The following is a 19,403-nucleotide window of genomic DNA, read 5'->3' on the forward strand; positions in this document are numbered from 1 at the left end:
TAACATTTCCATGGTGATCACCTTTTTGTCTCCCGCCTAAAAATTAGGCAGGATAAGTAGAACACCTGGGTCAGTTTTGAATCAGCAGAAACCTCTTAAGTGGGTCAATTTTCGGTCAGCGGCAACAATTAGACTTTCTTCTCTATTGGAAAAGTGGATTAAAAAGAACGATCGTGCTAAATTATGCAAAATGTTGATGTTTTCGTTTTATAATCACTACAATTTACGTATACGTCAATTTATGGATGCGAAAGCGCAGTAGTATGAAGAATTAATGCGTGCAGAATTAATGCTTGAAGAGTTCTTTGCGTGCAGAATTCAGTGCGTCTCGTTAGAACCGCAGGCTTTGTGGCAGCGTCAGGCGTCAAAATTTAAGTTTTGGTATTCATCATTTAAGCAGTTTATATTCGTATCACCTTCGGTATTTCCCAATTAGCTCATAAAGGCAGAACTATGAAAGTCCTGGTACCAGTCAAACGCGTCGTCGATTACAACGTCAAAGTACGTGTCAAATCTGATGGCTCTGGCGTTGATATCGCCAATGTCAAAATGTCCATGAACCCATTTGATGAAATCGCTGTTGAAGAAGCGACCCGCTTGAGAGAAGCGGGCGTTGTGACTGAAGTCGTGGCTGTTTCTTGCGGCGTAGCGCAATGCCAGGAAACCCTGCGTACTGCCATGGCCATTGGTGCTGACCGTGGCATCCTGGTTGAAAGCGATGCAGAACTACAGCCGCTGGCTGTGGCCAAATTGCTCAAGGCATTGGCTGACAAAGAACAACCACAATTGATCATCCTCGGCAAACAGGCGATTGATGATGATTGCAACCAGACAGGCCAGATGCTGGCAGCTTTGCTGGGTTGGCCACAGGCGACTTTCGCTTCCAAAGTCACGGTTGCTGATGGTAAAGCCACAGTCACCCGCGAAGTGGATGGCGGCCTGGAAACATTGTCGCTGACACTGCCAGCCATCATCACCACAGACTTGCGTTTGAATGAGCCGCGTTATGTGACTTTGCCTAACATCATGAAGGCCAAGAAAAAACAACTGGACAATGTCAAACCGGCCGACCTGGGTGTGGACGTTACTTCTCGCGTCAAGACTTTGAAAGTTACCGAACCAGCAAAACGCAGCGCCGGCATCAAGGTGCCTGACGTGGCGACACTGGTTGCCAAGCTGAGAAATGAAGCCAAGGTTATTGGTTAATTTTCGACCGCTGAATTAGAGACAGAATTTAAGAATAATTTTTGTTGTCGGGATAGGGATCCTGGCAGCATATCAAGTGGAAGACATCATGACTACACTCGTCATCGCTGAACACGACAATGCTAGCCTGAAGGGCAGCACATTGAATACCATCACTGCCGCTGCACAATGCGGCGCAGATGTACACGTACTGGTTGCTGGCCATAATGCGGGTGCTGCGGCACAAGCGGCAGCAAAAATCGCTGGCGTCAGCAAAGTATTGCATGCAGATGCAGCGCATTTTGCAGATGGCCTGGCAGAAAACGTGGCTGAACAGGCATTGGCTATCGCTTCCGGCTACAGCCATATCCTGGCACCGGCAACTGCCTACGGCAAAAACATTTTGCCACGCGTAGCTGCCAAGCTTGACGTTTCGCAAATTTCTGAAATCACCAAGGTAGACAGCCCTGACACCTTCGAGCGTCCTATCTATGCCGGTAACGCCATCGCTACTGTGCAATCGACGGATGCGATCAAGGTCATCACCGTGCGTACCACTGGTTTTGATGCTGCTACCGCTGGTGGCTCTGCGACTGTTGAAACAATTTCTGCGGTTGCTGATTCTGGCAAATCTGCTTTCGTTTCGCGCGAAGTGGCCAAGTCTGACCGTCCTGAACTGACAGCTGCAAAAGTCATCGTTTCCGGTGGTCGTGGCATGGGTTCTGGCGACAACTTCAAGATTTTGGAACCGTTGGCTGACAAGCTGGGTGCAGCCATGGGTGCATCCCGTGCTGCGGTGGATGCCGGCTTTGTACCGAATGACTGGCAAGTTGGCCAAACCGGCAAGATCGTTGCGCCGCAGTTGTATATCGCCGTCGGTATCTCTGGCGCGATCCAGCATCTGGCCGGTATGAAAGATTCCAAAACCATCGTCGCCATCAACAAAGATCCAGAAGCACCGATTTTCTCGGTTGCTGATTATGGCATCGTTGGCGATTTGTTTGAAATCGTTCCACAATTGGTTGCTGAGTTAGGTTAACTTGTTGGCCGCTGCGGTGGCCTGACGGGGGCAGGTAAGCGGTTTATCGCATCATCAAGGCGATCTTCCTGACCTGCCCCTTTTTCTTTTTTTGGGATACAAAAATGAGCTATGTTGCCCCTGTCAAGGACATGCTGTTCCTCATCAATGAACTGGCTGGTCTGGCGCAAGTGAATGCCTTGCCTGGCTGTGAAGATGCGACGGCAGAAACCGTAGAAGCCGTGCTGGAAGAAAACGCCAAGTTTGCCGGTGAAGTGGTTGCGCCGCTGAACTGGCCTGGCGATCAGGCACCCAGCTACTGGAAAGACGGCGAAGTCTTCACCACCAAGGGCTTTAAAGAAGCCTTCAAGATGTTTGGTGAGGCAGGCTGGCAGGGTGTGCAGCATCCGCAAGAATTTGGCGGCCAGGGCTTGCCCAAGCTGGTGGCGACGCCATGCATAGAAATGCTGAATGCCGCCAGCATCTCGTTTGCCCTGTGCCCACTGCTGACCGATGGTGCGATTGAAGCCCTGCTGACCGCTGGCAGCGACGAACAAAAAGCCATTTACCTGGAAAACCTGATTTCCGGCAAATGGACAGGCACCATGAACCTGACCGAACCACAAGCGGGTTCTGACCTGGCGATGGTACGCACACGTGCGGTACCACAAGGCGATGGTACGTACAAAGTATTCGGCACCAAGATTTTCATCACCTATGGTGAACACGATATGGCAGAAAATATCGTCCACCTGGTACTGGCACGTACGCCGGATGCACCAGAAGGCGTGAAAGGTATTTCCCTGTTCATCGTACCGAAGTTTTTGGTGAATGCTGACGGCACACTGGGTGCACGCAATGACGCGCACTGTGTATCGATAGAACACAAGCTGGGCATCAAGGCCAGCCCGACTGCGGTATTGCAATTCGGCGACCACGGGGGTGCTTTGGGTACTCTGGTGGGCGAAGAAAACCGTGGCCTCGAATACATGTTCATCATGATGAATGCCGCCCGCTTTGGCGTTGGCATGCAGGGCATAGGCGTGGCAGAGCGCGCTTATCAAAAGGCCGTGCAATACGCCAAAGACCGTGTGCAATCGCGCGACCTGGCAGGGTCTGCCGGTCCAGTCACCATCATCAATCATCCTGATGTGCGCCGTATGCTGATGTCCATGCGCGCCCAGACCGAGGGCGCACGTGCGCTGGCTTATGTGGCTGCCGGTATCAGCGATTTCGCCCACCATCATGCCGATGTAGCAGTGCGCAAGGCCAACCAGGCCAAGTATGAATACCTGGTACCTATCGTCAAAGGCTGGTCGACTGAAATGTCGCTGGATGTCACTTCGACGGGGGTGCAGGTACACGGTGGCATGGGTTTCATCGAAGAAACCGGCGCGGCACAACACTACCGCGATGCCAAGATTTTGACGATTTATGAAGGCACCACTGCCATCCAGGCGAATGACCTGATTGGCCGCAAGACTTCACGCGATGGCGGTGCCATCGCCAAAGCCTTTGTCGCTGACATGCGTGCGACCGAGGCGCAATTGGCGGCCATAGGTTCTGTTGACATGCTGGCGATACAGCGTCAACTGGCAGCCGGTACTGCCGCACTGGAAAGCGTGGTTGATTATGTGGTCACCAACTTCAAGCAAGATATCAAAGGCGTGTTTGCCGGCAGCGTCCTGTACCTGAAGCTGGCGGGTATTGTCTTCGGTGGCTGGCAAATGGCACGTGCTGCCATCATCGCCCAGCAAAAACTGGATGCAGGCGAGGGCGATGCCGCTTTCATGAAAGCCAAGATCGCCACGGCACGCTATTTTGCTGACCATATCCTGTCCGCCGCGCAAGGCTTGCGTTCAGCGATTGTGGATGGCAGTGCCGGTGTCATGGCTTTGGCTGAAGACCAGTTCTGATGATGACTGCAGTAAGGTAAATTGTCTGTTTGAAAAAAAACGGATCATTCCAATGAATGATCCGTTTTTTTATACTCAAATCCCGCTTTGGTGTAATCGTTATTGCGTTACTGCCTGTTTGCTTTTCCCTGCCTGATCTTCTGTAAATACTGTGTGCGTTAGCGCATAGAGGTTGTTAGCATTCACCTTTACCATCAAAGGATGACTAAACGCAGCAGCAAGACATTATGGACAAAATCGTTCACACGCGTCATCAGCAAGATAGCGAGGACAGCGAGGACAACAACGAGCAGGGTGATCAAGAAAACCTTGACGGCAGTACCGAAAACACCCAAACACCTGCCAGCCACAGCACGACCCACGGCTAAGGACAGCGGGGAGGCCGGAGTCACAGTCGGCATGACAGGTGCACGGCGTTACCGCCTGTATAAACCACCGGGCGTGCGGCGCACGGAGTCGCTTCCTCTGATAGTCATGCTGCATGGTTGCGGGCAAGATGCTGAAGCACTGGCGGCAAGCACCAGAATGAATCAAATTGCCAGGCGTGAACGCTTTCTTGTGCTGTACCCGGAGCAAGAGCGTCTGGCGAATATTCAGGCTTGCTGGAATTGGTATGACACGCGGTCGGGCAGGGCGCAACGCGAAGCCGGTTCTATCGATGCGGTGATCGATCAAATCTGTTTGTCGCAACCGGTAGACAGTAGCCGCATCGCTTTGGCCGGCTTGTCAGCCGGAGCCAGTATCGCAGCACTTGTGGCGCTACGTCGCCCTGAACGCTTTCGGGTACTTGCCATGCATTCGGGCATTGCAACAGGGCTTGCACATTCCTCTGCGACAGCCGTCACGGCAATGCGTGGGCGCAGGCTGGTTGCCGAATCACTGCCAACAGGAGCGAAGTTACCTGCTTTGCTGGTCATACAGGGCAGTAAAGACCACGTCGTTGCGCCTGTCAATGGCCCACTGCTGGCGCAGCAATGGGCCAACCAGGCGGGCGCGAAAGCGGGCAAGCCCCGTACCGTACAACGCGGCGCACGTTACCCGGCAACAATCACCGACTATCGCATTCAGGGGCAAATCGTGGTCAGCTTGTGCGAGGTGAACGGGCTGGCGCATGCATGGAGTGGCGGCGCTGCGGGCCATGCCTACAGTGATCCTAAAGGCCCTGACGCGTCTGGCATGATCTGGACTTTTTCCAACAAGCAATTTGCCAGTCCAAGCTGAAATTTCACATCCTGGCCCGGCGTTCTCGCACTGCTCTTTCTTACCCCGCAGTTTTTACTGCGTATGTCTGATTTTTTTTCGTTGGCACGAAATTTATTATGCAGTGTTGGTCAACACACAGACATCAAAAACCCTCGTGCATATGCTGAGTTCATTCTTGAATGTTTTAGTGAAAACACTTGAAATCTCATTTTGAATAAAACCAATTGAAAGCGGACGGATACCTTTATGAACAACAATACGACGGACGAAAATAGGCTGGTAGTCAACCACGAAAATGCTTCCCGTTCAGGAACGTCGGGCGTGTCCTGGGGCGCGGTGCTGGCAGGTGCTGTGACGGCTGCCGCACTTTCTTTGATACTTTTGATGCTCGGGGCAGGTCTGGGTTTATCGTCGGTGTCACCATGGTCGTATAACGCGGCGGTAATGGGCATATCGGCGATTGTCTGGCTTGCTTTTACGCAGCTTGCAGCGTCCGGTGTTGGTGGTTACATAGCCGGCCGCTTACGCGTCAAATGGAGTAATGTGCACGACGACGAAGTGTACTTCCGCGACACCGCGCATGGCATGCTGGCATGGGCCGTGGCCTCTTTGTTGACAGTGGGCTTACTGGCCGGTGCTGTTCACAGTATGGTAAGTGGCGCAGTGGATGCAGCGGGGAATGCAGCGAAAGTAACGGCGATAACAGCGGCATCAGCATCAACGACAGACAATGCAAAAACGAGAAGGGTTGATTATTATGCGGATATGCTATTACGTTCCGGGCAGGCTGTTGCAGACAGCAATAACAATGCCTTACGTATGGAAGTGGGCCGGATCTTATCGACAGGTATAGCGGCCGGTGGATTGTCAATGGGTGACCGTGACTATTTGTCCAGCATGATTGCCAAGCGTGCGGAAATGACACCGATGGATGCGACAAAACGCGTTGATGCGATCTTTGATCAAATGAATAAGCAAGTAACAGATGCCAAAAACGCAGCCAAAGTAGCTGCTGACCAGGCGCGCAAGGCAGCTGCAAATTCTGCCCTGTGGATGTTTGTAGCCTTGCTGCTGGGGGCATTTGTCGCCAGCCTGGCAGCCACACTGGGCGGCCGTCAGCGGGATCAGGCACATCTGATTTCATAGTCCTCATCCTTGCTCTTTCCTAGGGTAAGGGGATACAGGGGATACATCGTATTATAATTTTTCGGAGCCTATCATGCGTTCAATTTTACTTTTGCTACTTGGCATACCTCTGCCTATCGTTATCCTGATCGCCTTGTTTGTGCGCTAATTCAGTCGCATTCATTTCATCGTATGGATGAAGTGCGTTTCAGAAAAAATGAAACCGCACCCATGACATCGCGGCTTGCGGGCGGGCATCAATACATCATGGAACTTGTAACCAGAATTAAATATCGGCTTGTGACCGGTCTTTAATTCTGGCGTGTGTCTGACGATCATGTTCCTGGGCTTTCACCCACCTCTCGATTACGGCAAGGCTACTTGTGACAGAAAGAAACGCAGCATTTCGCTGCTGGCATCAGGTCCCGATGCATCTGTATAGCTACCCTGACTATTGCCGCCTGACCAGGCATGACCAGCTCCATGAATTACCCAATGTTCAGCATGGGCAGACTTGATGCCAGCTTGCCCGGAAGAGTCATTTTTCGCGTAGTGCGTGCGCGTGTAGCGACGACCATGTTTTCCGTAACCGCTCTCTTTTTGCTCGTTGAGCATTCCTGATGGATTGTTGTCGAGATAACGGGTCATGATATGGTCGGCATTCTTGCTGTTGACGGTGTGGTCCTGATCGCCATGGAAAATGATGATAGGTATGGCGGCACCGCTAGACGACGTTTTACTTTGACTGGCAGCACCACGCATGGCGGCCAATGCCGAAGGTAAATCCCTCGCCGCACCGAATGGTAAGCCGGAATGTATTCCTACCGCCGCATACAGCTCAGGGTAGACATCTGCCATGATCGCCGCCATGGCACCACCCGCTGACATGCCTGCGATAAATACGCGGCGCTGGTCGATATGGTAATTGGCCATAATTTCGCGTGTGATACCGGCAATCAGGGCGGGTTCACCCTGGTCGCGCTTCTGGTCCATTGCCTTAAACCAATTCCAGCATTTTGAGCTGTTTGCACCCTGGTCCTGAGCGGGATAGACAACGATACATTGCTGTTGTTCGGCGATCAGGTTCATACCTGTGCCGGTGGCAAAATCATCCGGCCCCTGGGTGCACCCATGCAACATGACTATCAGTGGCAAGGCTTGCCCCGTATAAGAAGAGGGAATATACAGTTTATAGCCACGCTTGCCGTGGGCATTGCTGTAGTTACCGTTGATGAAGCGACCAGCTTCACTTTTCTCTGCCGGCGTGACGTCTGCATCCACGATGTGCGGTTGATACCGGGCACCACCTTGTGATTTTTTCTCCAGATGTTTTTCCGGTCTTGGGTTGACGTCATGCAGCGGCTGTTCCGGGGACGCAGCGTATTGTCCCGGGCTGGCAAACCCGGCTTGCTGCTCTGCTTTTGCCAGCCCAGGCAAATTTTCGTTAAGGGTACGTTGTATCAACTCTGTGACTGCCGTCAACTTCTGCAATTGGTCTGTGTTCATGCTGTCATTGCCTGGCAGGGTAAATGTCTGTGCGTCGAGCCAGGATTGACCTGCCATGCGCATACGGGCCAGCAGGCTTTGATTAAAATTCATGATGTACTTTCAAGTGGCGCATGGGGGATAGTCTTGCTCATTCAAAGGATGCGGTCTGCCAGTGCGGCTTTTACCGCGCTACTGGCCTGGAATGCACCTAATACGGAAATCGACGCGATACTGGCCGCAGCCAGCTCGGGACTTACATCAGCCGCTATGCTGGCCAGCCCAAGTACTTGTATCTGCAAACGTTGGCCAGCGTCTCGCACAGCTTCCAGATCTGCACGCGTGTAATGTTGCAGGCCCAATACCAGGCTCTTGCGTATCACGGTTTGACGTATGACATCTGCATGGGTTAGCAACTGGTTGCGTATGGCGGTACGTATCAGGTCGGTACGGTTCGAATAGAAACCTTCATTTACCAGCAGGTCAACCTGACCAAGGTCGATCAGGCCAAGATTGATCGTGATTTTTTCAGTGTCACTTGCTTTGCTTCGTATGTCAGAGACGGTCATATACAGCCTTTCATTTAAATAACCATCCATATGGATGGTTATGGGATGTTGTATGGATGCTATATGGATGTTCTTTGGAGTATATCAAGTGTCTTGTTGAAATAAAGTCTTTAATAAAACCTTTATTAGGACTTACGCCAAACCACACCAGCGGCGTTGTAGCCGGGGTTTCACTTTTAAATAAAAAATGCCCTCAATGATGACGATTGAGGGCATTTCAACAATTGAAACCAAGGGCGCATGCTATATGCGTACAGGTGCCATTTTTTTAGATATGCATATCAGCCGTATGCACCGCCTGTGTACAGCAGGTCAAAGGTACGGGCGATGGCGGCGATCAGTACAAATGCGCCTACACCCAGTGTCAGTACCAGCAGCAGGGCCAGTGGCCAGGTTGAGTCGCTGGTCTGGCCGGATTTGCTGTTATGCCTGGCATCCCATTTTTCATCCGATGTCAGGCCCATGACCAGGGCTTCCAGTATGGCGGCCAGGAAAGAAATCAGCAGTGGACTGTATTGCACGATTTCAGGTTTGCCAAAATAGAAATAATGGATGACCATGCTGAGTGGCAATGAGCTGAAATGCAGCCAGCCCCATTTGTCTTTTTTGCCAGCAAGATAAAAGCGGTGCAGGCCGATAGAACCAAATACGGCGGCCAGGAATGTTGTCAGGGCTTTATTTTTATGCGGTGTATTGTTATTGGTGAGTGTCATTGCAGCATGTCATCAAGAGTGAAGCTGTGATTGTATGTCAAGCCGCCCTGATGTGTCGGAATAGTCACGCTGATCAATGAAAATGCGTTTGCGCAAGGGAAAAGTGAGGTAGTCCTTGCGACTTGCTTAAGAAACAGGCTATAATCTACAGCTTTTTCCGCGTTCAGACATTTTTTGGAAATATTATGGTCGTTATTCGTTTAGCTCGTGGTGGCGCAAAAAAGCGCCCTTTTTACAACATCGTTGCAACTGATTCCCGTAATCGTCGCGATGGTCGCTTTATCGAGCGTATCGGTTTCTACAATCCTGTAGCAACTGGTAATGCCGAAACAGTACGTGTAGCAGCAGATCGCCTGGCATACTGGCAAGGTGTTGGCGCGCAATTGTCGCCAGCAGTAGCTCGTTTGGTAGCATCCTCCAAAGCAGCAGCTTAATAGCCGCTTTGATGTCTGCTGAAGTTCATGTTCCTGATGATCTGGTCCTGGTGGGCTATATCTCGGGAGCATTTGGTATTCATGGCTGGGTAAGGATACGTCCTTATTCTGCTGATGCTGATGCAATGCTGTCAGCAAAGACCTGGTGGTTGGATAAGCCCGAGTTGCGTGATGTCGATCGCATGGAAGTCAAAATCCATGGTGAAGACGTGGTTGCGCGGCTGGTAGGTGTGCCTGACAGAAATGCCGCAGAAGCACTGAAAGGTGCGACTGTACAAATCTCTCGCAAGCATTTTCCTGCTTTGGGGTCCGGTGAATTCTATTGGCTCGATCTGATAGGTTTGCAGGTAGACAATCTTCAGGGTGAAAATTTAGGTGTCGTCAGGGATTTGATGGACAACGGTGCACATCCGATTTTGCGGGTGGCGGCAGCGGATGTGCCTGAGAATGAACTGTCGAAACACGAACGCCTGATTCCTTTTGTAGAGACTTTCGTCAAGGAAGTGGATCAAAAGACAGGCAAAATCCAGGTCGACTGGGGTAGTGATTATTAAGGTGATGAATTCAGAACCTGTTTACGATCTGTAGCGAGCGTGCGTCAGCGGGGTGAAGAGCAGCGCAGAAAGCGGAATGTACTTGAGTACATGAGCATTTTGAGCAGCACATGAGCCCCGATCACGCTCGCGCAGTAGGATCGTAAATAGGTTCTCAGAAGGCATAGCCATGCAGTTCGATGTCATTACGCTGTTTCCCGAAATGTTCGCTGCCATTACCCAATCAGGTGTGACCAGACGGGCGTTCGAGCAACAAAAATGCGAATTGAAGCTGTGGAATCCACGTGATTTCACCAGTGACAAACATCGTACCGTGGATGACCGGCCTTATGGCGGTGGCCCCGGCATGGTGATGATGGCAAAACCTTTGCAGTCGGCAATTGACGCGGCAAAGCAGCGCCAGGCTGTCACAGCGCAGGTGTTACCCAAAGTCATTTATCTGTCGCCTCAAGGCAAACCGCTGACCCATCAAAAGGTCATGCAATTGTCTAAAGCTGCGGGTCTGGTCTTGTTGTGTGGCAGATATGAAGCCGTTGATCAGCGTTTGCTCGACAATTATGTTGACGAAGAAATCAGTCTCGGTGATTTTGTGCTGTCTGGCGGTGAATTGCCAGCCATGGCCCTGATGGATGCTGTAATACGGCAAATCCCCGGGGTCTTGCATGATGAGGCGTCGGCAGTGCAGGACAGTTTTGTCAATGGTCTGCTGGATTGCCCGCATTACACCAGGCCAGAAGTATTTGAAGACGAAGCCGTGCCTGCCGTGCTGTTGGGCGGCAACCATGCCGAGATCGAGAAGTGGCGTCGTCAGCGTGCACTGCAAGCCAGTCAGCTGAAACGCCCGGATTTGATCACCGCAGCCCGTGCTGCCGGTTTGTTGAGCAAGGTCGACGAAAAGTTTTTAAGCAGTTTGTAATATTTTTCAGCCTCAGGGCTGGAATCTTTAAGCGTGAATCAATTGATTCACATGTTAAACCCCATCCTCTACCGGGCATCAGTCAGAACCAGATTCTGCAGCGTCGGCAAGATGGTCATAGGAGTAAAAAATGGATCTGATCCAAAAATTAGAGCAAGAAGAAATTGCTCGCCTTGGCAAGAACATCCCTGACTTTGCGCCAGGTGACACAGTTGTAGTGAGCGTCAACGTTGTTGAAGGTACACGCAAACGTGCACAGGCTTACGAAGGCGTTGTGATCTCTCGTCGTAACCGTGGTTTGAATTCCAACTTCATCGTCCGTAAGATTTCTTCCGGCGAAGGCGTTGAGCGTACATTCCAGTTGTATTCCCCACTGATCGCTTCTATCGAAGTGAAACGTCGCGGTGACGTACGTCGCGCCAAGTTGTACTACCTGCGTGAACGCTCTGGTAAATCTGCTCGTATTAAAGAGAAATTGCCAGCACGTAAGGTTGTTGCAGCAAAAGCAGAGTAATATCTGTTATTGCCGTATCGAAAAAAGGATGCTCAGGCATCCTTTTTTTATTGTATTTTTAAGAATTTTTCTAATGAACCTTGAGGGGCAAAATAATGTCCGTTACGGTTTGGTTTGATTCCCGGTATTGCTGCGGCAATTCCGGGCCGATCTGGTCGCAGACTTTTTCATCGTGAGCAACATTTTTCTGAATCCTGAATCCCTGCCCATCCTGTCCGTGGCTGCCGAGCCGGCGGTGCCTGTCAGCCGCTTGTGCCCGGGTTGGCTACGTGAACGTTTTGCCCAGCCTCCTCCGTGGACGCCAGAAATCAATGATGAACATTCCCTGTCCAGGAAGCTGCCTTTCCGCCCGGCGTCGGTACTGATACCCATCGTCACCCGCAAGAGCGGCTTGACCCTGCTGCTGACCGAGCGTGCGGCCAATCTGAACCATCATCCTGGCCAGATCAGCTTCCCCGGCGGGCGTTTCGAAGAAGAAGACATCAATCCGGTAGAAACCGCCCTGCGTGAAGCCGAAGAAGAAGTCGGCCTGCAGCGTCGCTATGTCGATGTGCTGGGCCATTTGCCGGATTATCATACTGGCACCGGTTACCGCGTCAGCCCCGTGGTATCACTGGTGGACCCCGGGTTTGAGCTGCGGGCGGACCCTACCGAAGTCGCCTCCATTTTCGAAGTGCCACTGGCTTTCCTGATGGATGGCCAGCACCATCAGCGCCGTCTGTTCGAATTACCCGATGGTGGCGGCCAAAGGCAGTTTTATTCCATGCCTTATGAACAGCATTTCATCTGGGGTGCCACTGCCGGAATGCTGCGCAACCTGTTTCATTTTTTGCGCGCATGACAGCAAAATTCTTGCTCTGTAGAACAAAGCTTCATAATCTGGGCAAATCGGTTTACACTTGCCGCATTTGCAAATTCATTGTTTGCAGCCGGGTGCTGCAACATCAATCCAGTCAATTATGACCTTTATTTCGATTCTGTTAGCTCTGTTGATTGAGCAGCTCAAGCCCTTGCGTGCAGATAACCCTATCTATACGCAAATCCAGACGCTGGCTGAAAAAATCGAGGCTTCGTTCAATGCGGGTAAAGTCAAGCATGGTCGCCTGGGCTGGTGGGTCATCGTTGGCTTGCTGACTGTCCCTACGGCACTGATCTACTGGCTATGCCATCGCCTCAACCCCATCGCGGCCCTGATCTGGAATGTGATCATCGTCTACCTGACCCTGGGTTTTCGCCGCTACAGCCACTATTTCACGTCGATACAACTGGCCCTGAGTTCAGGCGATGAAGAGGCTGCCCGCCGTTATCTGGCTGAATGGACGCATCTGGACACCACCGGCCTGGAGGTATCTGAAATTTCCAGACTGGCGGTAGAACGTTCGCTGATCGCCAGCCATCGTAATGTGTTTGGTGTGTTTTTCTGGTTCCTGATGCCGGTCGGACCGGCCTGTGCCGTCATGTACCGCGTGGCCGAATACCTGTCGCGCGCCTGGAATGAACCCGAACACATGAAGAATGAAGAATTCGGTGTTTATGCGGCCCAGGTGTTTTACTGGATAGACTGGATACCTGCACGCCTGACGGCAGTCGCATTTGCGGTTGTCGGCAATTTTGAAGATGCCGTGTATTCCTGGCGTAACTATGCCGACCGCTGGTCGGATGAAGCAGTGGGCATCATCCTCTCCGCCGGTGGTGGTGCCCTGGGCGTGCGCCTGGGTGAGCCGGAAGAAAAAGCCATGGTCTTGCAGGCCGATGCCAGCGCCGTCGATGTCGATAGCCTGGAACTGGAAAGCCAGCCCGGTGCTGAAGCGTCACCAAGAGCCTTGCAAAGCGCCGTCGGCCTGGTCTGGCGCGCCTTGCTGCTATGGATGTTGCTGCTGGTGCTGCTATCTTTTGCCGCCTGGGTATAAATAAAGAAAGCTGGCCATGCATAGTGCAGCCAGCTTTTTTCTTCTTGCATTCGTGATGTGCCGGTTGCCGTATCTGCGCAGCCGCAGTCCTGATATGAAAACTGCCTGCTGATCACATGAAAAAAATTATCGTCCCTGGTATTTGCCTGCGCGCCTTTGAGCCGCAGGACGCAGAACAATTTACTGCCACGGTGCTGGAATCCGTTCCTACTGTCGGACGCTGGATGTCATGGTGCCATGCCGGATTTACGATAGAAGCCACGCACGAATGGTTTGACGTCTGCAACCGTGGTCGTGCAGAAGGCACTGCCTATGAATTCGGCATTTTTAGCGAAGATGGCAGGGAACTGCTGGGCGCCTGTGGTTTGAATCTGATCAGCAAGATGCACAACTACTGTAACCTTGGCTACTGGATCAGGCAATCCAGGCAGGGGCAGGGCATTGCCACCCGCGTGGCACGTATATTGGCCGAAGCCGGATTTAAACAACTGGGTTTCAATCGTATCGAGATCGTGGTGGCCGAAGGCAATGAACTCAGCATGCAAGTCGCCAGAAAACTGGGTGCCCTGCATGAATGCACGGCCCGCAACCGTTTGATGGTAGGTGGCTTGCCAGCAGCGGCATCGATTTATTCTTTGGTACCGCAGGAATGGCCGGCGTTACCGTATCAGATCATTATCGAGAGTTAATTTTCATATCAGGAGAGGGCGGCTGGTAGGCAAGTGCTTGTTACCACCACCTCTACTACCACTACCTATACGACTACCCATCACACCGCCCATCACACTGCCTGCAATGTCACTAACGATATAAGTGCTGAAAAGACAAGCATTGCTGACAAAGTGATTGCTGCCGGTCAGAAAGCGTTTGCAAAAAATTCAAGCAGCATCATGTGGGAAGAATGCAAGTCATCACTCTGTAGCCTGTCTGTGTTCACATGAGGGCGATATGGAAATGTCTATCTTTACTCTGGTTCAAAATGAACTATAGTGGCTCAATTACCATGTCAGCATTCACATGCTGGAACGGATTTTGCAAAGGCTCATAATATATCTACCCGGCGATTTTGATTCAAGTCTTCTATAAGATATAATATGGAAGTATTTTGAAAGCTTGGTATCACATAATGATGTTGAGCTTTATTCACTCTTGCTTTTTCGCAAGCCGAGCACATGGCAGATACCAAAAAAACGCAACAAGTCCGCGAATTTTTCATCCAGGGCATCACCAGCGATGGGAAGCAATTTCGCCCCAGTGACTGGGCAGAACGCCTGTGTGGAGCCATGTCCTGCTTCAGCCCCGACGGTGGCCGCCACTCCCATCTGCAATATTCACCCTATGTCCGTCCTATCCTGCTGAACGGCGTGCGTTCTGTCGTGGTGAACGAAGCCATACGTGAAATCGAACCACTGGCTTATCATTTCGTCGTCAGTTTTGCCAAAGATAATGATTTGCAAATTATCGATGCCTGTCTGCTGCCAGACGAGCCAAAAGCTGGCAAATAAATCGCCTTCCATCTGAATTCAGCCATGCGGGGCCAGCGCGTTTCTAACCGTCTGATCAAACCGTCTGGTTCTGAAACGCCGCTATTACCTGCTGTCTTAGCCAGCGATTGGCCGGATCATTTTCCACATTCTGGTGCCAGTACAAGTACACATCCCATGAAGGCATGGCAACCGGTAGCGGGAATATCTGGTTACCAAACTGTTCATTCGCAATACGCGCATAACCTTCCGGCATGGTCAGCAACAAATCGGTCTGGCTGACCACCCGGCAGGCCGCGAAATAATGCTGACAGCGCAGGCGTATACGTCTTTGCAAGCCCAGGCGGCTCAGTTCAAAATCTTCCAGACCCATGCCCTTGCGACGTGAACTGGCCAGTATGTGTTCTGCCTGCATATAACTGTCCAGATCCAGCTTGCCCTGGATGACAGGGTGATCGCGTCTTGCCAGCACGACGGTATTGCCTTGCACCACCTTCTGGCGGTGTATCTCGTTCGGTAGTGGCAACAGCATATCAATCGCCAAGTCCAGGCTGCCTGCCGCCAGTTCACTGACCAGTTCCCGCCTTTCCACCTGTATCGCTGCCAGATTGATTTGTGGTGCCTGCCGGGTAATGCTCTCCATCAGCGGCGGAAGGGCAGTGGATTCCAATACATCGCGCAAAGCCAGGTTGAACTGCTTGCTGGCCAGTGCCGGGTCAAACTTGTCATTCTCGGTCAGTGTCACTTCCAGCCCACGCAGGGCTTGCCGCACCGGTTCTATGATGCTGCGCGCCAGTGGCGTCGATACCATGGCTTGCCCCTGGCGTACAAACAGCGGGTCATTGAACAATTGCCGCAGGCGGTTCAAGGCATGGCTGATGGCTGGTTGCGTCAGGTTCAGTTGCTGGCTGGCACGGGTCACGCTGCCTTCGGTGTAGATGGCAACAAAGACGGTGAACAAGTTCAAGTCTACGCGAGATAAATGCATAAGATTAATTAATCCAGATAATAACTATTCATTTGATCAATTATAGTCGCGGGCATACACTTTGTTCATTGTTTTACTGAAGTTTATTGATAGAGGAAGTAATGGCAGCTTTATATCTGGTCAGGCACGGGCAGGCTTCATTCGGCAGCCAGAACTATGATCAATTGTCTGAACTGGGCGAACAGCAGGCGCAGCATCTGGGGCGCTGGTGGGCAGCGCGCGACATGCAGGTATCGCGGGTGGTTACAGGGACCCTGAAGCGGCATCAGCAAACCGCGCAAGCCTGTATCGCAGAAATGCGGCAACAAGACCTTGATGCACTGGACACTTCTGGCTGGCATTGCGATGCCGGTTTCAACGAATACAACCACCATGAAGTCCTGGCGCGGCATGTACCGGCTTTTGATGACCCGGCAGCAGTCAAGCATTTCCTCATGAATACGCCGAATGGCAAGCAGGCCTTCCAGGACATTTTTGCTCAGGCCATCAGCCGCTGGATGTCGGGTGAGCATGATGCCGAGTATGTGGAAAGCTGGAATGCATTTCGCCAGCGTTGTGTCGCTGCCATGCACAAGCAACTGGCGATTGCTGATGACGCCAAAAACATTGTCGTGTTCACTTCTGGCGGCACTATCTCGGCGCTATGCCAGCATGTGCTGAGCTTTCCAGACCCGCGCTTTGCCGAACTCAACTGGTCGCTGGTGAATAGTGCCGTGACGCGTTTTCATTTGCAGCCGACAGCAGAAGGCGTATTGCGCCCTGCGCTGGCTTACCTGAATAATTTTTCGCATCTTGAAGTATTGAACAATCCCAAAGCAATTACCTACGTTTAAAAAATAAGAGAGACAAGATATGACAGCAATGTTCGATTTAACCGGCAAGGTCGCACTGGTTACCGGTGCCAGCCGTGGCATAGGGGAAGCAGTGGCCAAAACCCTGGCTGCCAACGGTGCTTACGTCATCGTTTCCAGCCGCAAGGCCGAAGCTTGCGAAGCCGTGGTGGCAGCGATAGTCGCTGCTGGCGGCAAGGCAGAAGCACGCGCCTGCCATATCGGTGAAATGGCACAGATTGATGCCCTGTTTGCCGACATTACAGCCGCGCATGGCCGGTTGGATATTTTGGTCAACAATGCAGCCACCAACCCGCATTTCGGGCATATCACCGAGACCGATGTTGGTGCCTTCCAAAAAACGGTGGATGTCAATATACGTGGCTACTTCTTCATGTCTTCTGCCGGTGCCAAACTGATGGCCAAACATGGTGGTGGCAGCATCATTAATGTGGCGTCCGTCAACGGTGTGGTGCCCGGTGCCATGCAGGGGATTTACTCCATCACCAAGGCGGCAGTCATCGCCATGACCAAATCCTTTGCGCTGGAATGCGCGGCCATGGGTGTGCGCGTGAACGCCTTGCTGCCGGGGGCGACGGATACCAAGTTTGCCTCGGCCCTGTTCCATAACCCCGTCATCCTCGAAAAAGCACTGACCCGCATACCGATGAAGCGCATTGCCGAACCAGATGAAATGGCGGGCACGGTCTTGTACCTGGCATCGAATGCGTCGAGCTATACCACAGGTACCTGCATCAATGTCGATGGTGGGTATCTGGTTAGTTAATACGGCAAAAGGACAAGGCGCAATCATGAAACCGGCATACGTGGCAAGCAATCCAGATTACGCAGTGCAACTCAAGAATCTGGTGCTGGCCATGCCGATGGCGAAATGGCTGGGCATACAGTTTGTGAGGGTGGAGCCGGGTGAAGTGGAACTGGATATTGCCTACCGTGAAGAACTCAGTTTTGTACCCGGAAAGATGCAGGCCACAGCGATATTTGCAGCCGCAGATTTTGCCGGTATCTCTGCCGCCGGCACTCTGTTACCGCCCGGCTGGATCAACGCCAGCATAGACAGTAATTTGAAGATAGTCGCCCCCGCCGATGGTGAAAAATTGCGGGCACGCGGACGTGTGGTGTCACACGGGAAGTTATTGACCGTCAGCGCTGCAGAGGTTTTCTCTGTGTGCGATGGCGAAGAGGTTTTATGCGCAACAGCATTGCTGACGGCGCGCAATATTGAGCTACAAAAAAATAAACGGACATAACCTGTCCATTTGAGCAAACCGAGCAGACTGAACCCACAAGGAAAAAGGACACATCATGGATTTCCAATACAGCCCCAAAGTCAAAGATTTGCAGGCACGTCTAATCGCTTTTATGGACGAGCATGTCTACCCGAATGAAAAAACTTTCTTTGGTGAGATCGCTGCCAACCGCAAGGCCGGCAATGCCTGGATACCGACCAAAGTGGTCGAGCAACTGAAGGCCAAGGCCCGCGATGCCGGTTTGTGGAATCTCTTCCTGCCAGAATCTGGCCATGGCGCAGGTTTGACCAATCTGGAATATGCACCCTTGTGCGAAATCATGGGCCGTGCCGTCTGGGCACCCGAAGTATTCAATTGCTCGGCACCCGACACCGGCAATATGGAAGTGTTTGCCCGCTATGGCACGCCAGAACATCAGGAACAATGGCTGAAGCCCTTGCTACGTGGTGAAATCCGTTCCTGCTTCGCCATGACAGAACCGGCGGTCGCATCTTCTGACGCCACCAATATCGAAGCATCCATCGTCCGTGATGGCGATGAATATGTCATCAATGGCCGCAAATGGTGGTCCTCTGGCGCCAATGACCCACGCTGCAAAGTATTCATCTTCATGGGCAAGAGTGATCCGGCCAACCCTGACCGCCACAAGCAGCAATCGATGATCATCGTGCCGCGCGATACGCCCGGCGTGACTATCCTGCGCGCCTTGCCGGTATTCGGTTATGACGATGCACCGCATGGCCATGGCGAAGTCCTGTTTGAAAACGTGCGGGTACCGGCATCAAATATCTTGCTGGGTGAAGGCCGTGGTTTTGAAATTGCCCAGGGCCGCCTGGGACCTGGTCGCATCCATCACTGCATGCGTTTGATTGGTCTGGCAGAACGCGCACTGGAAGATATGTGCAAACGCTCTTTGACACGCGTGGCCTTTGGCAAACGAGTCGCAGAGCAGGGTGTGACACTGGAACGTATTGCCAATGCCCGTATCCTGATCGACCAGGCGCGCTTCCTGGTACTGAATGCGGCACAAATGATGGATACCGTCGGCAACAAGGCCGCAGCCAAAGAAATCGCCATGATCAAGGTAGCCGCGCCGACCATGGCATGCCAGGTCATCGACTGGGCGATACAGGCACATGGTGGTGGCGGTGTGTCCGATGATTTTGGTCTGGCATATTCCTACGCACAAGCCCGCACCTTGCGTCTGGCCGATGGCCCGGATGAAGTGCACAGGAATCAGATAGGCAAGATGGAGTTGAAAAAATATATGGAGAAAAAATAAATACTT

The 19,403-nt window shown here is 52.1% G+C and carries 22 protein-coding genes; 18 read left to right on the forward strand and 4 right to left on the reverse strand.

Annotation, left to right across the window (positions count from 1 at the left end; genetic code table 11):
* Window positions 1-453 precede the first annotated feature (453 nt).
* The 6 genes from ACO0LM_RS24815 to ACO0LM_RS24840 all read left to right on the forward strand — a co-directional run bounded on the left by ACO0LM_RS24815 (window position 454) and on the right by ACO0LM_RS24840 (window position 6,468).
* Window positions 454-1,206, forward strand: coding sequence for an electron transfer flavoprotein subunit beta/FixA family protein (locus tag ACO0LM_RS24815; protein WP_423040966.1), 753 nt, complete (start codon window positions 454-456; stop codon window positions 1,204-1,206).
* A gap of 88 nt (window positions 1,207-1,294) precedes the next feature.
* Window positions 1,295-2,224, forward strand: coding sequence for an electron transfer flavoprotein subunit alpha/FixB family protein (locus ACO0LM_RS24820; protein ID WP_423040968.1), 930 nt, complete (start codon window positions 1,295-1,297; stop codon window positions 2,222-2,224).
* Between the two features lie 104 nt (window positions 2,225-2,328).
* Window positions 2,329-4,119, forward strand: a complete 1,791-nt coding sequence (locus tag ACO0LM_RS24825; protein ID WP_423040970.1) for an acyl-CoA dehydrogenase — start codon at window positions 2,329-2,331, stop codon at window positions 4,117-4,119.
* 227 nt (window positions 4,120-4,346) lie between these two features.
* On the forward strand, window positions 4,347-4,487 hold the full coding sequence (locus ACO0LM_RS24830) for a hypothetical protein (protein WP_423040972.1): 141 nt from the start codon (window positions 4,347-4,349) through the stop codon (window positions 4,485-4,487).
* Between the two features lie 31 nt (window positions 4,488-4,518).
* Window positions 4,519-5,340 carry an alpha/beta hydrolase family esterase gene (locus ACO0LM_RS24835; RefSeq protein ID WP_423040974.1) on the forward strand — a complete coding sequence of 274 codons (822 nt, stop codon included), beginning with the start codon at window positions 4,519-4,521 and terminating at the stop codon, window positions 5,338-5,340.
* 228 nt (window positions 5,341-5,568) lie between these two features.
* Window positions 5,569-6,468, forward strand: a complete 900-nt coding sequence (locus ACO0LM_RS24840) for a hypothetical protein (RefSeq protein ID WP_423040976.1) — start codon at window positions 5,569-5,571, stop codon at window positions 6,466-6,468.
* 345 nt (window positions 6,469-6,813) lie between these two features.
* Here the strand turns inward: ACO0LM_RS24840 and ACO0LM_RS24845 are convergent, their stop codons facing one another.
* From ACO0LM_RS24845 to ACO0LM_RS24855, 3 genes are all read right to left on the reverse strand, one after another.
* A complete protein-coding gene (locus ACO0LM_RS24845) occupies window positions 6,814-8,046 on the reverse strand; it encodes an alpha/beta hydrolase family esterase (RefSeq protein ID WP_423040978.1) in 1,233 nt (410 codons plus the stop codon).
* A gap of 41 nt (window positions 8,047-8,087) precedes the next feature.
* A complete protein-coding gene (locus ACO0LM_RS24850; protein ID WP_423040980.1) occupies window positions 8,088-8,501 on the reverse strand; it encodes a CopG family transcriptional regulator in 414 nt (137 codons plus the stop codon).
* 281 nt (window positions 8,502-8,782) lie between these two features.
* A complete protein-coding gene (locus ACO0LM_RS24855) occupies window positions 8,783-9,214 on the reverse strand; it encodes a hypothetical protein (protein WP_423040982.1) in 432 nt (143 codons plus the stop codon).
* Between the two features lie 185 nt (window positions 9,215-9,399).
* On the opposite strand from ACO0LM_RS24855, the gene rpsP reads away from it, so the two are divergent.
* The 8 genes from rpsP (at window position 9,400) to ACO0LM_RS24895 (ending at window position 15,047) form a co-directional block, all read left to right on the forward strand.
* Entirely contained in the window at window positions 9,400-9,648 is a 249-nt protein-coding gene (gene rpsP / locus ACO0LM_RS24860; protein WP_186947492.1) for a 30S ribosomal protein S16, read from the forward strand.
* An 11-nt stretch (window positions 9,649-9,659) separates the two neighbouring features.
* Window positions 9,660-10,202: a ribosome maturation factor RimM gene (gene rimM, locus ACO0LM_RS24865; protein ID WP_422985908.1), complete on the forward strand. Its 543-nt coding sequence runs from the start codon at window positions 9,660-9,662 to the stop codon at window positions 10,200-10,202.
* Window positions 10,203-10,371: 169 nt separating this feature from the next.
* Window positions 10,372-11,118: a tRNA (guanosine(37)-N1)-methyltransferase TrmD gene (gene trmD, locus ACO0LM_RS24870; RefSeq protein ID WP_423040984.1), complete on the forward strand. Its 747-nt coding sequence runs from the start codon at window positions 10,372-10,374 to the stop codon at window positions 11,116-11,118.
* A gap of 130 nt (window positions 11,119-11,248) precedes the next feature.
* Window positions 11,249-11,632, forward strand: a complete 384-nt coding sequence (gene rplS, locus ACO0LM_RS24875; RefSeq protein ID WP_186947495.1) for a 50S ribosomal protein L19 — start codon at window positions 11,249-11,251, stop codon at window positions 11,630-11,632.
* Between the two features lie 172 nt (window positions 11,633-11,804).
* Window positions 11,805-12,473 (forward strand): CoA pyrophosphatase, encoded by a 669-nt coding sequence (locus ACO0LM_RS24880; RefSeq protein WP_422985912.1) that lies wholly within the window; start codon window positions 11,805-11,807, stop codon window positions 12,471-12,473.
* A gap of 118 nt (window positions 12,474-12,591) precedes the next feature.
* Entirely contained in the window at window positions 12,592-13,542 is a 951-nt protein-coding gene (locus tag ACO0LM_RS24885; RefSeq protein ID WP_422985914.1) for a CobD/CbiB family protein, read from the forward strand.
* A gap of 116 nt (window positions 13,543-13,658) precedes the next feature.
* On the forward strand, window positions 13,659-14,231 hold the full coding sequence (locus ACO0LM_RS24890) for a GNAT family N-acetyltransferase (RefSeq protein WP_423040986.1): 573 nt from the start codon (window positions 13,659-13,661) through the stop codon (window positions 14,229-14,231).
* Window positions 14,232-14,714: 483 nt separating this feature from the next.
* Window positions 14,715-15,047 carry a DUF3579 domain-containing protein gene (locus tag ACO0LM_RS24895; RefSeq protein ID WP_186947500.1) on the forward strand — a complete coding sequence of 111 codons (333 nt, stop codon included), beginning with the start codon at window positions 14,715-14,717 and terminating at the stop codon, window positions 15,045-15,047.
* Window positions 15,048-15,102: 55 nt separating this feature from the next.
* On the opposite strand, the gene ACO0LM_RS24900 is transcribed toward ACO0LM_RS24895, so the two are convergent.
* Window positions 15,103-16,014, reverse strand: a complete 912-nt coding sequence (locus tag ACO0LM_RS24900; RefSeq protein WP_423040988.1) for a LysR family transcriptional regulator — start codon at window positions 16,012-16,014, stop codon at window positions 15,103-15,105.
* A 101-nt stretch (window positions 16,015-16,115) separates the two neighbouring features.
* Here ACO0LM_RS24900 and ACO0LM_RS24905 point away from each other — a divergent pair, with 101 nt between their 5' ends.
* The 4 genes from ACO0LM_RS24905 to ACO0LM_RS24920 are packed head-to-tail and all read left to right on the forward strand — an operon-like array spanning window position 16,116 to window position 19,397.
* Window positions 16,116-16,847, forward strand: coding sequence for a histidine phosphatase family protein (locus tag ACO0LM_RS24905; RefSeq protein WP_423040990.1), 732 nt, complete (start codon window positions 16,116-16,118; stop codon window positions 16,845-16,847).
* A gap of 19 nt (window positions 16,848-16,866) precedes the next feature.
* Window positions 16,867-17,631: an SDR family oxidoreductase gene (locus ACO0LM_RS24910; protein ID WP_423040992.1), complete on the forward strand. Its 765-nt coding sequence runs from the start codon at window positions 16,867-16,869 to the stop codon at window positions 17,629-17,631.
* A gap of 25 nt (window positions 17,632-17,656) precedes the next feature.
* Window positions 17,657-18,115 (forward strand): PaaI family thioesterase, encoded by a 459-nt coding sequence (locus tag ACO0LM_RS24915; RefSeq protein WP_423040994.1) that lies wholly within the window; start codon window positions 17,657-17,659, stop codon window positions 18,113-18,115.
* Between the two features lie 55 nt (window positions 18,116-18,170).
* Window positions 18,171-19,397: an acyl-CoA dehydrogenase gene (locus ACO0LM_RS24920; protein ID WP_422985926.1), complete on the forward strand. Its 1,227-nt coding sequence runs from the start codon at window positions 18,171-18,173 to the stop codon at window positions 19,395-19,397.
* The last annotated feature ends 6 nt before the right edge of the window (window positions 19,398-19,403 follow it).

This window comes from Undibacterium sp. Di26W (assembly GCF_049340265.1).
GTDB lineage: Bacteria > Pseudomonadota > Gammaproteobacteria > Burkholderiales > Burkholderiaceae_D > Undibacterium.

Bases quoted from the DNA above. Each gene is read 5' to 3' on its own strand.
- ACO0LM_RS24815 (WP_423040966.1), top strand. From the start codon at position 454: ATGAAAGTCCTGGTACCAGTCAAACGCGTCGTCGATTACAACGTCAAA.
- ACO0LM_RS24820 (WP_423040968.1), top strand. From the start codon at position 1,295: ATGACTACACTCGTCATCGCTGAACACGACAATGCTAGCCTGAAGGGC.
- ACO0LM_RS24825 (WP_423040970.1), top strand. From the start codon at position 2,329: ATGAGCTATGTTGCCCCTGTCAAGGACATGCTGTTCCTCATCAATGAA.
- ACO0LM_RS24830 (WP_423040972.1), top strand. From the start codon at position 4,347: ATGGACAAAATCGTTCACACGCGTCATCAGCAAGATAGCGAGGACAGC.
- ACO0LM_RS24835 (WP_423040974.1), top strand. From the start codon at position 4,519: ATGACAGGTGCACGGCGTTACCGCCTGTATAAACCACCGGGCGTGCGG.
- ACO0LM_RS24840 (WP_423040976.1), top strand. From the start codon at position 5,569: ATGAACAACAATACGACGGACGAAAATAGGCTGGTAGTCAACCACGAA.
- ACO0LM_RS24845 (WP_423040978.1), bottom strand. From the start codon at position 8,046: ATGAATTTTAATCAAAGCCTGCTGGCCCGTATGCGCATGGCAGGTCAA.
- ACO0LM_RS24850 (WP_423040980.1), bottom strand. From the start codon at position 8,501: ATGACCGTCTCTGACATACGAAGCAAAGCAAGTGACACTGAAAAAATC.
- ACO0LM_RS24855 (WP_423040982.1), bottom strand. From the start codon at position 9,214: ATGACACTCACCAATAACAATACACCGCATAAAAATAAAGCCCTGACA.
- rpsP (WP_186947492.1), top strand. From the start codon at position 9,400: ATGGTCGTTATTCGTTTAGCTCGTGGTGGCGCAAAAAAGCGCCCTTTT.
- rimM (WP_422985908.1), top strand. From the start codon at position 9,660: ATGTCTGCTGAAGTTCATGTTCCTGATGATCTGGTCCTGGTGGGCTAT.
- trmD (WP_423040984.1), top strand. From the start codon at position 10,372: ATGCAGTTCGATGTCATTACGCTGTTTCCCGAAATGTTCGCTGCCATT.
- rplS (WP_186947495.1), top strand. From the start codon at position 11,249: ATGGATCTGATCCAAAAATTAGAGCAAGAAGAAATTGCTCGCCTTGGC.
- ACO0LM_RS24885 (WP_422985914.1), top strand. From the start codon at position 12,592: ATGACCTTTATTTCGATTCTGTTAGCTCTGTTGATTGAGCAGCTCAAG.
- ACO0LM_RS24890 (WP_423040986.1), top strand. From the start codon at position 13,659: ATGAAAAAAATTATCGTCCCTGGTATTTGCCTGCGCGCCTTTGAGCCG.
- ACO0LM_RS24895 (WP_186947500.1), top strand. From the start codon at position 14,715: ATGGCAGATACCAAAAAAACGCAACAAGTCCGCGAATTTTTCATCCAG.
- ACO0LM_RS24900 (WP_423040988.1), bottom strand. From the start codon at position 16,014: ATGCATTTATCTCGCGTAGACTTGAACTTGTTCACCGTCTTTGTTGCC.
- ACO0LM_RS24905 (WP_423040990.1), top strand. From the start codon at position 16,116: ATGGCAGCTTTATATCTGGTCAGGCACGGGCAGGCTTCATTCGGCAGC.
- ACO0LM_RS24910 (WP_423040992.1), top strand. From the start codon at position 16,867: ATGACAGCAATGTTCGATTTAACCGGCAAGGTCGCACTGGTTACCGGT.
- ACO0LM_RS24915 (WP_423040994.1), top strand. From the start codon at position 17,657: ATGAAACCGGCATACGTGGCAAGCAATCCAGATTACGCAGTGCAACTC.
- ACO0LM_RS24920 (WP_422985926.1), top strand. From the start codon at position 18,171: ATGGATTTCCAATACAGCCCCAAAGTCAAAGATTTGCAGGCACGTCTA.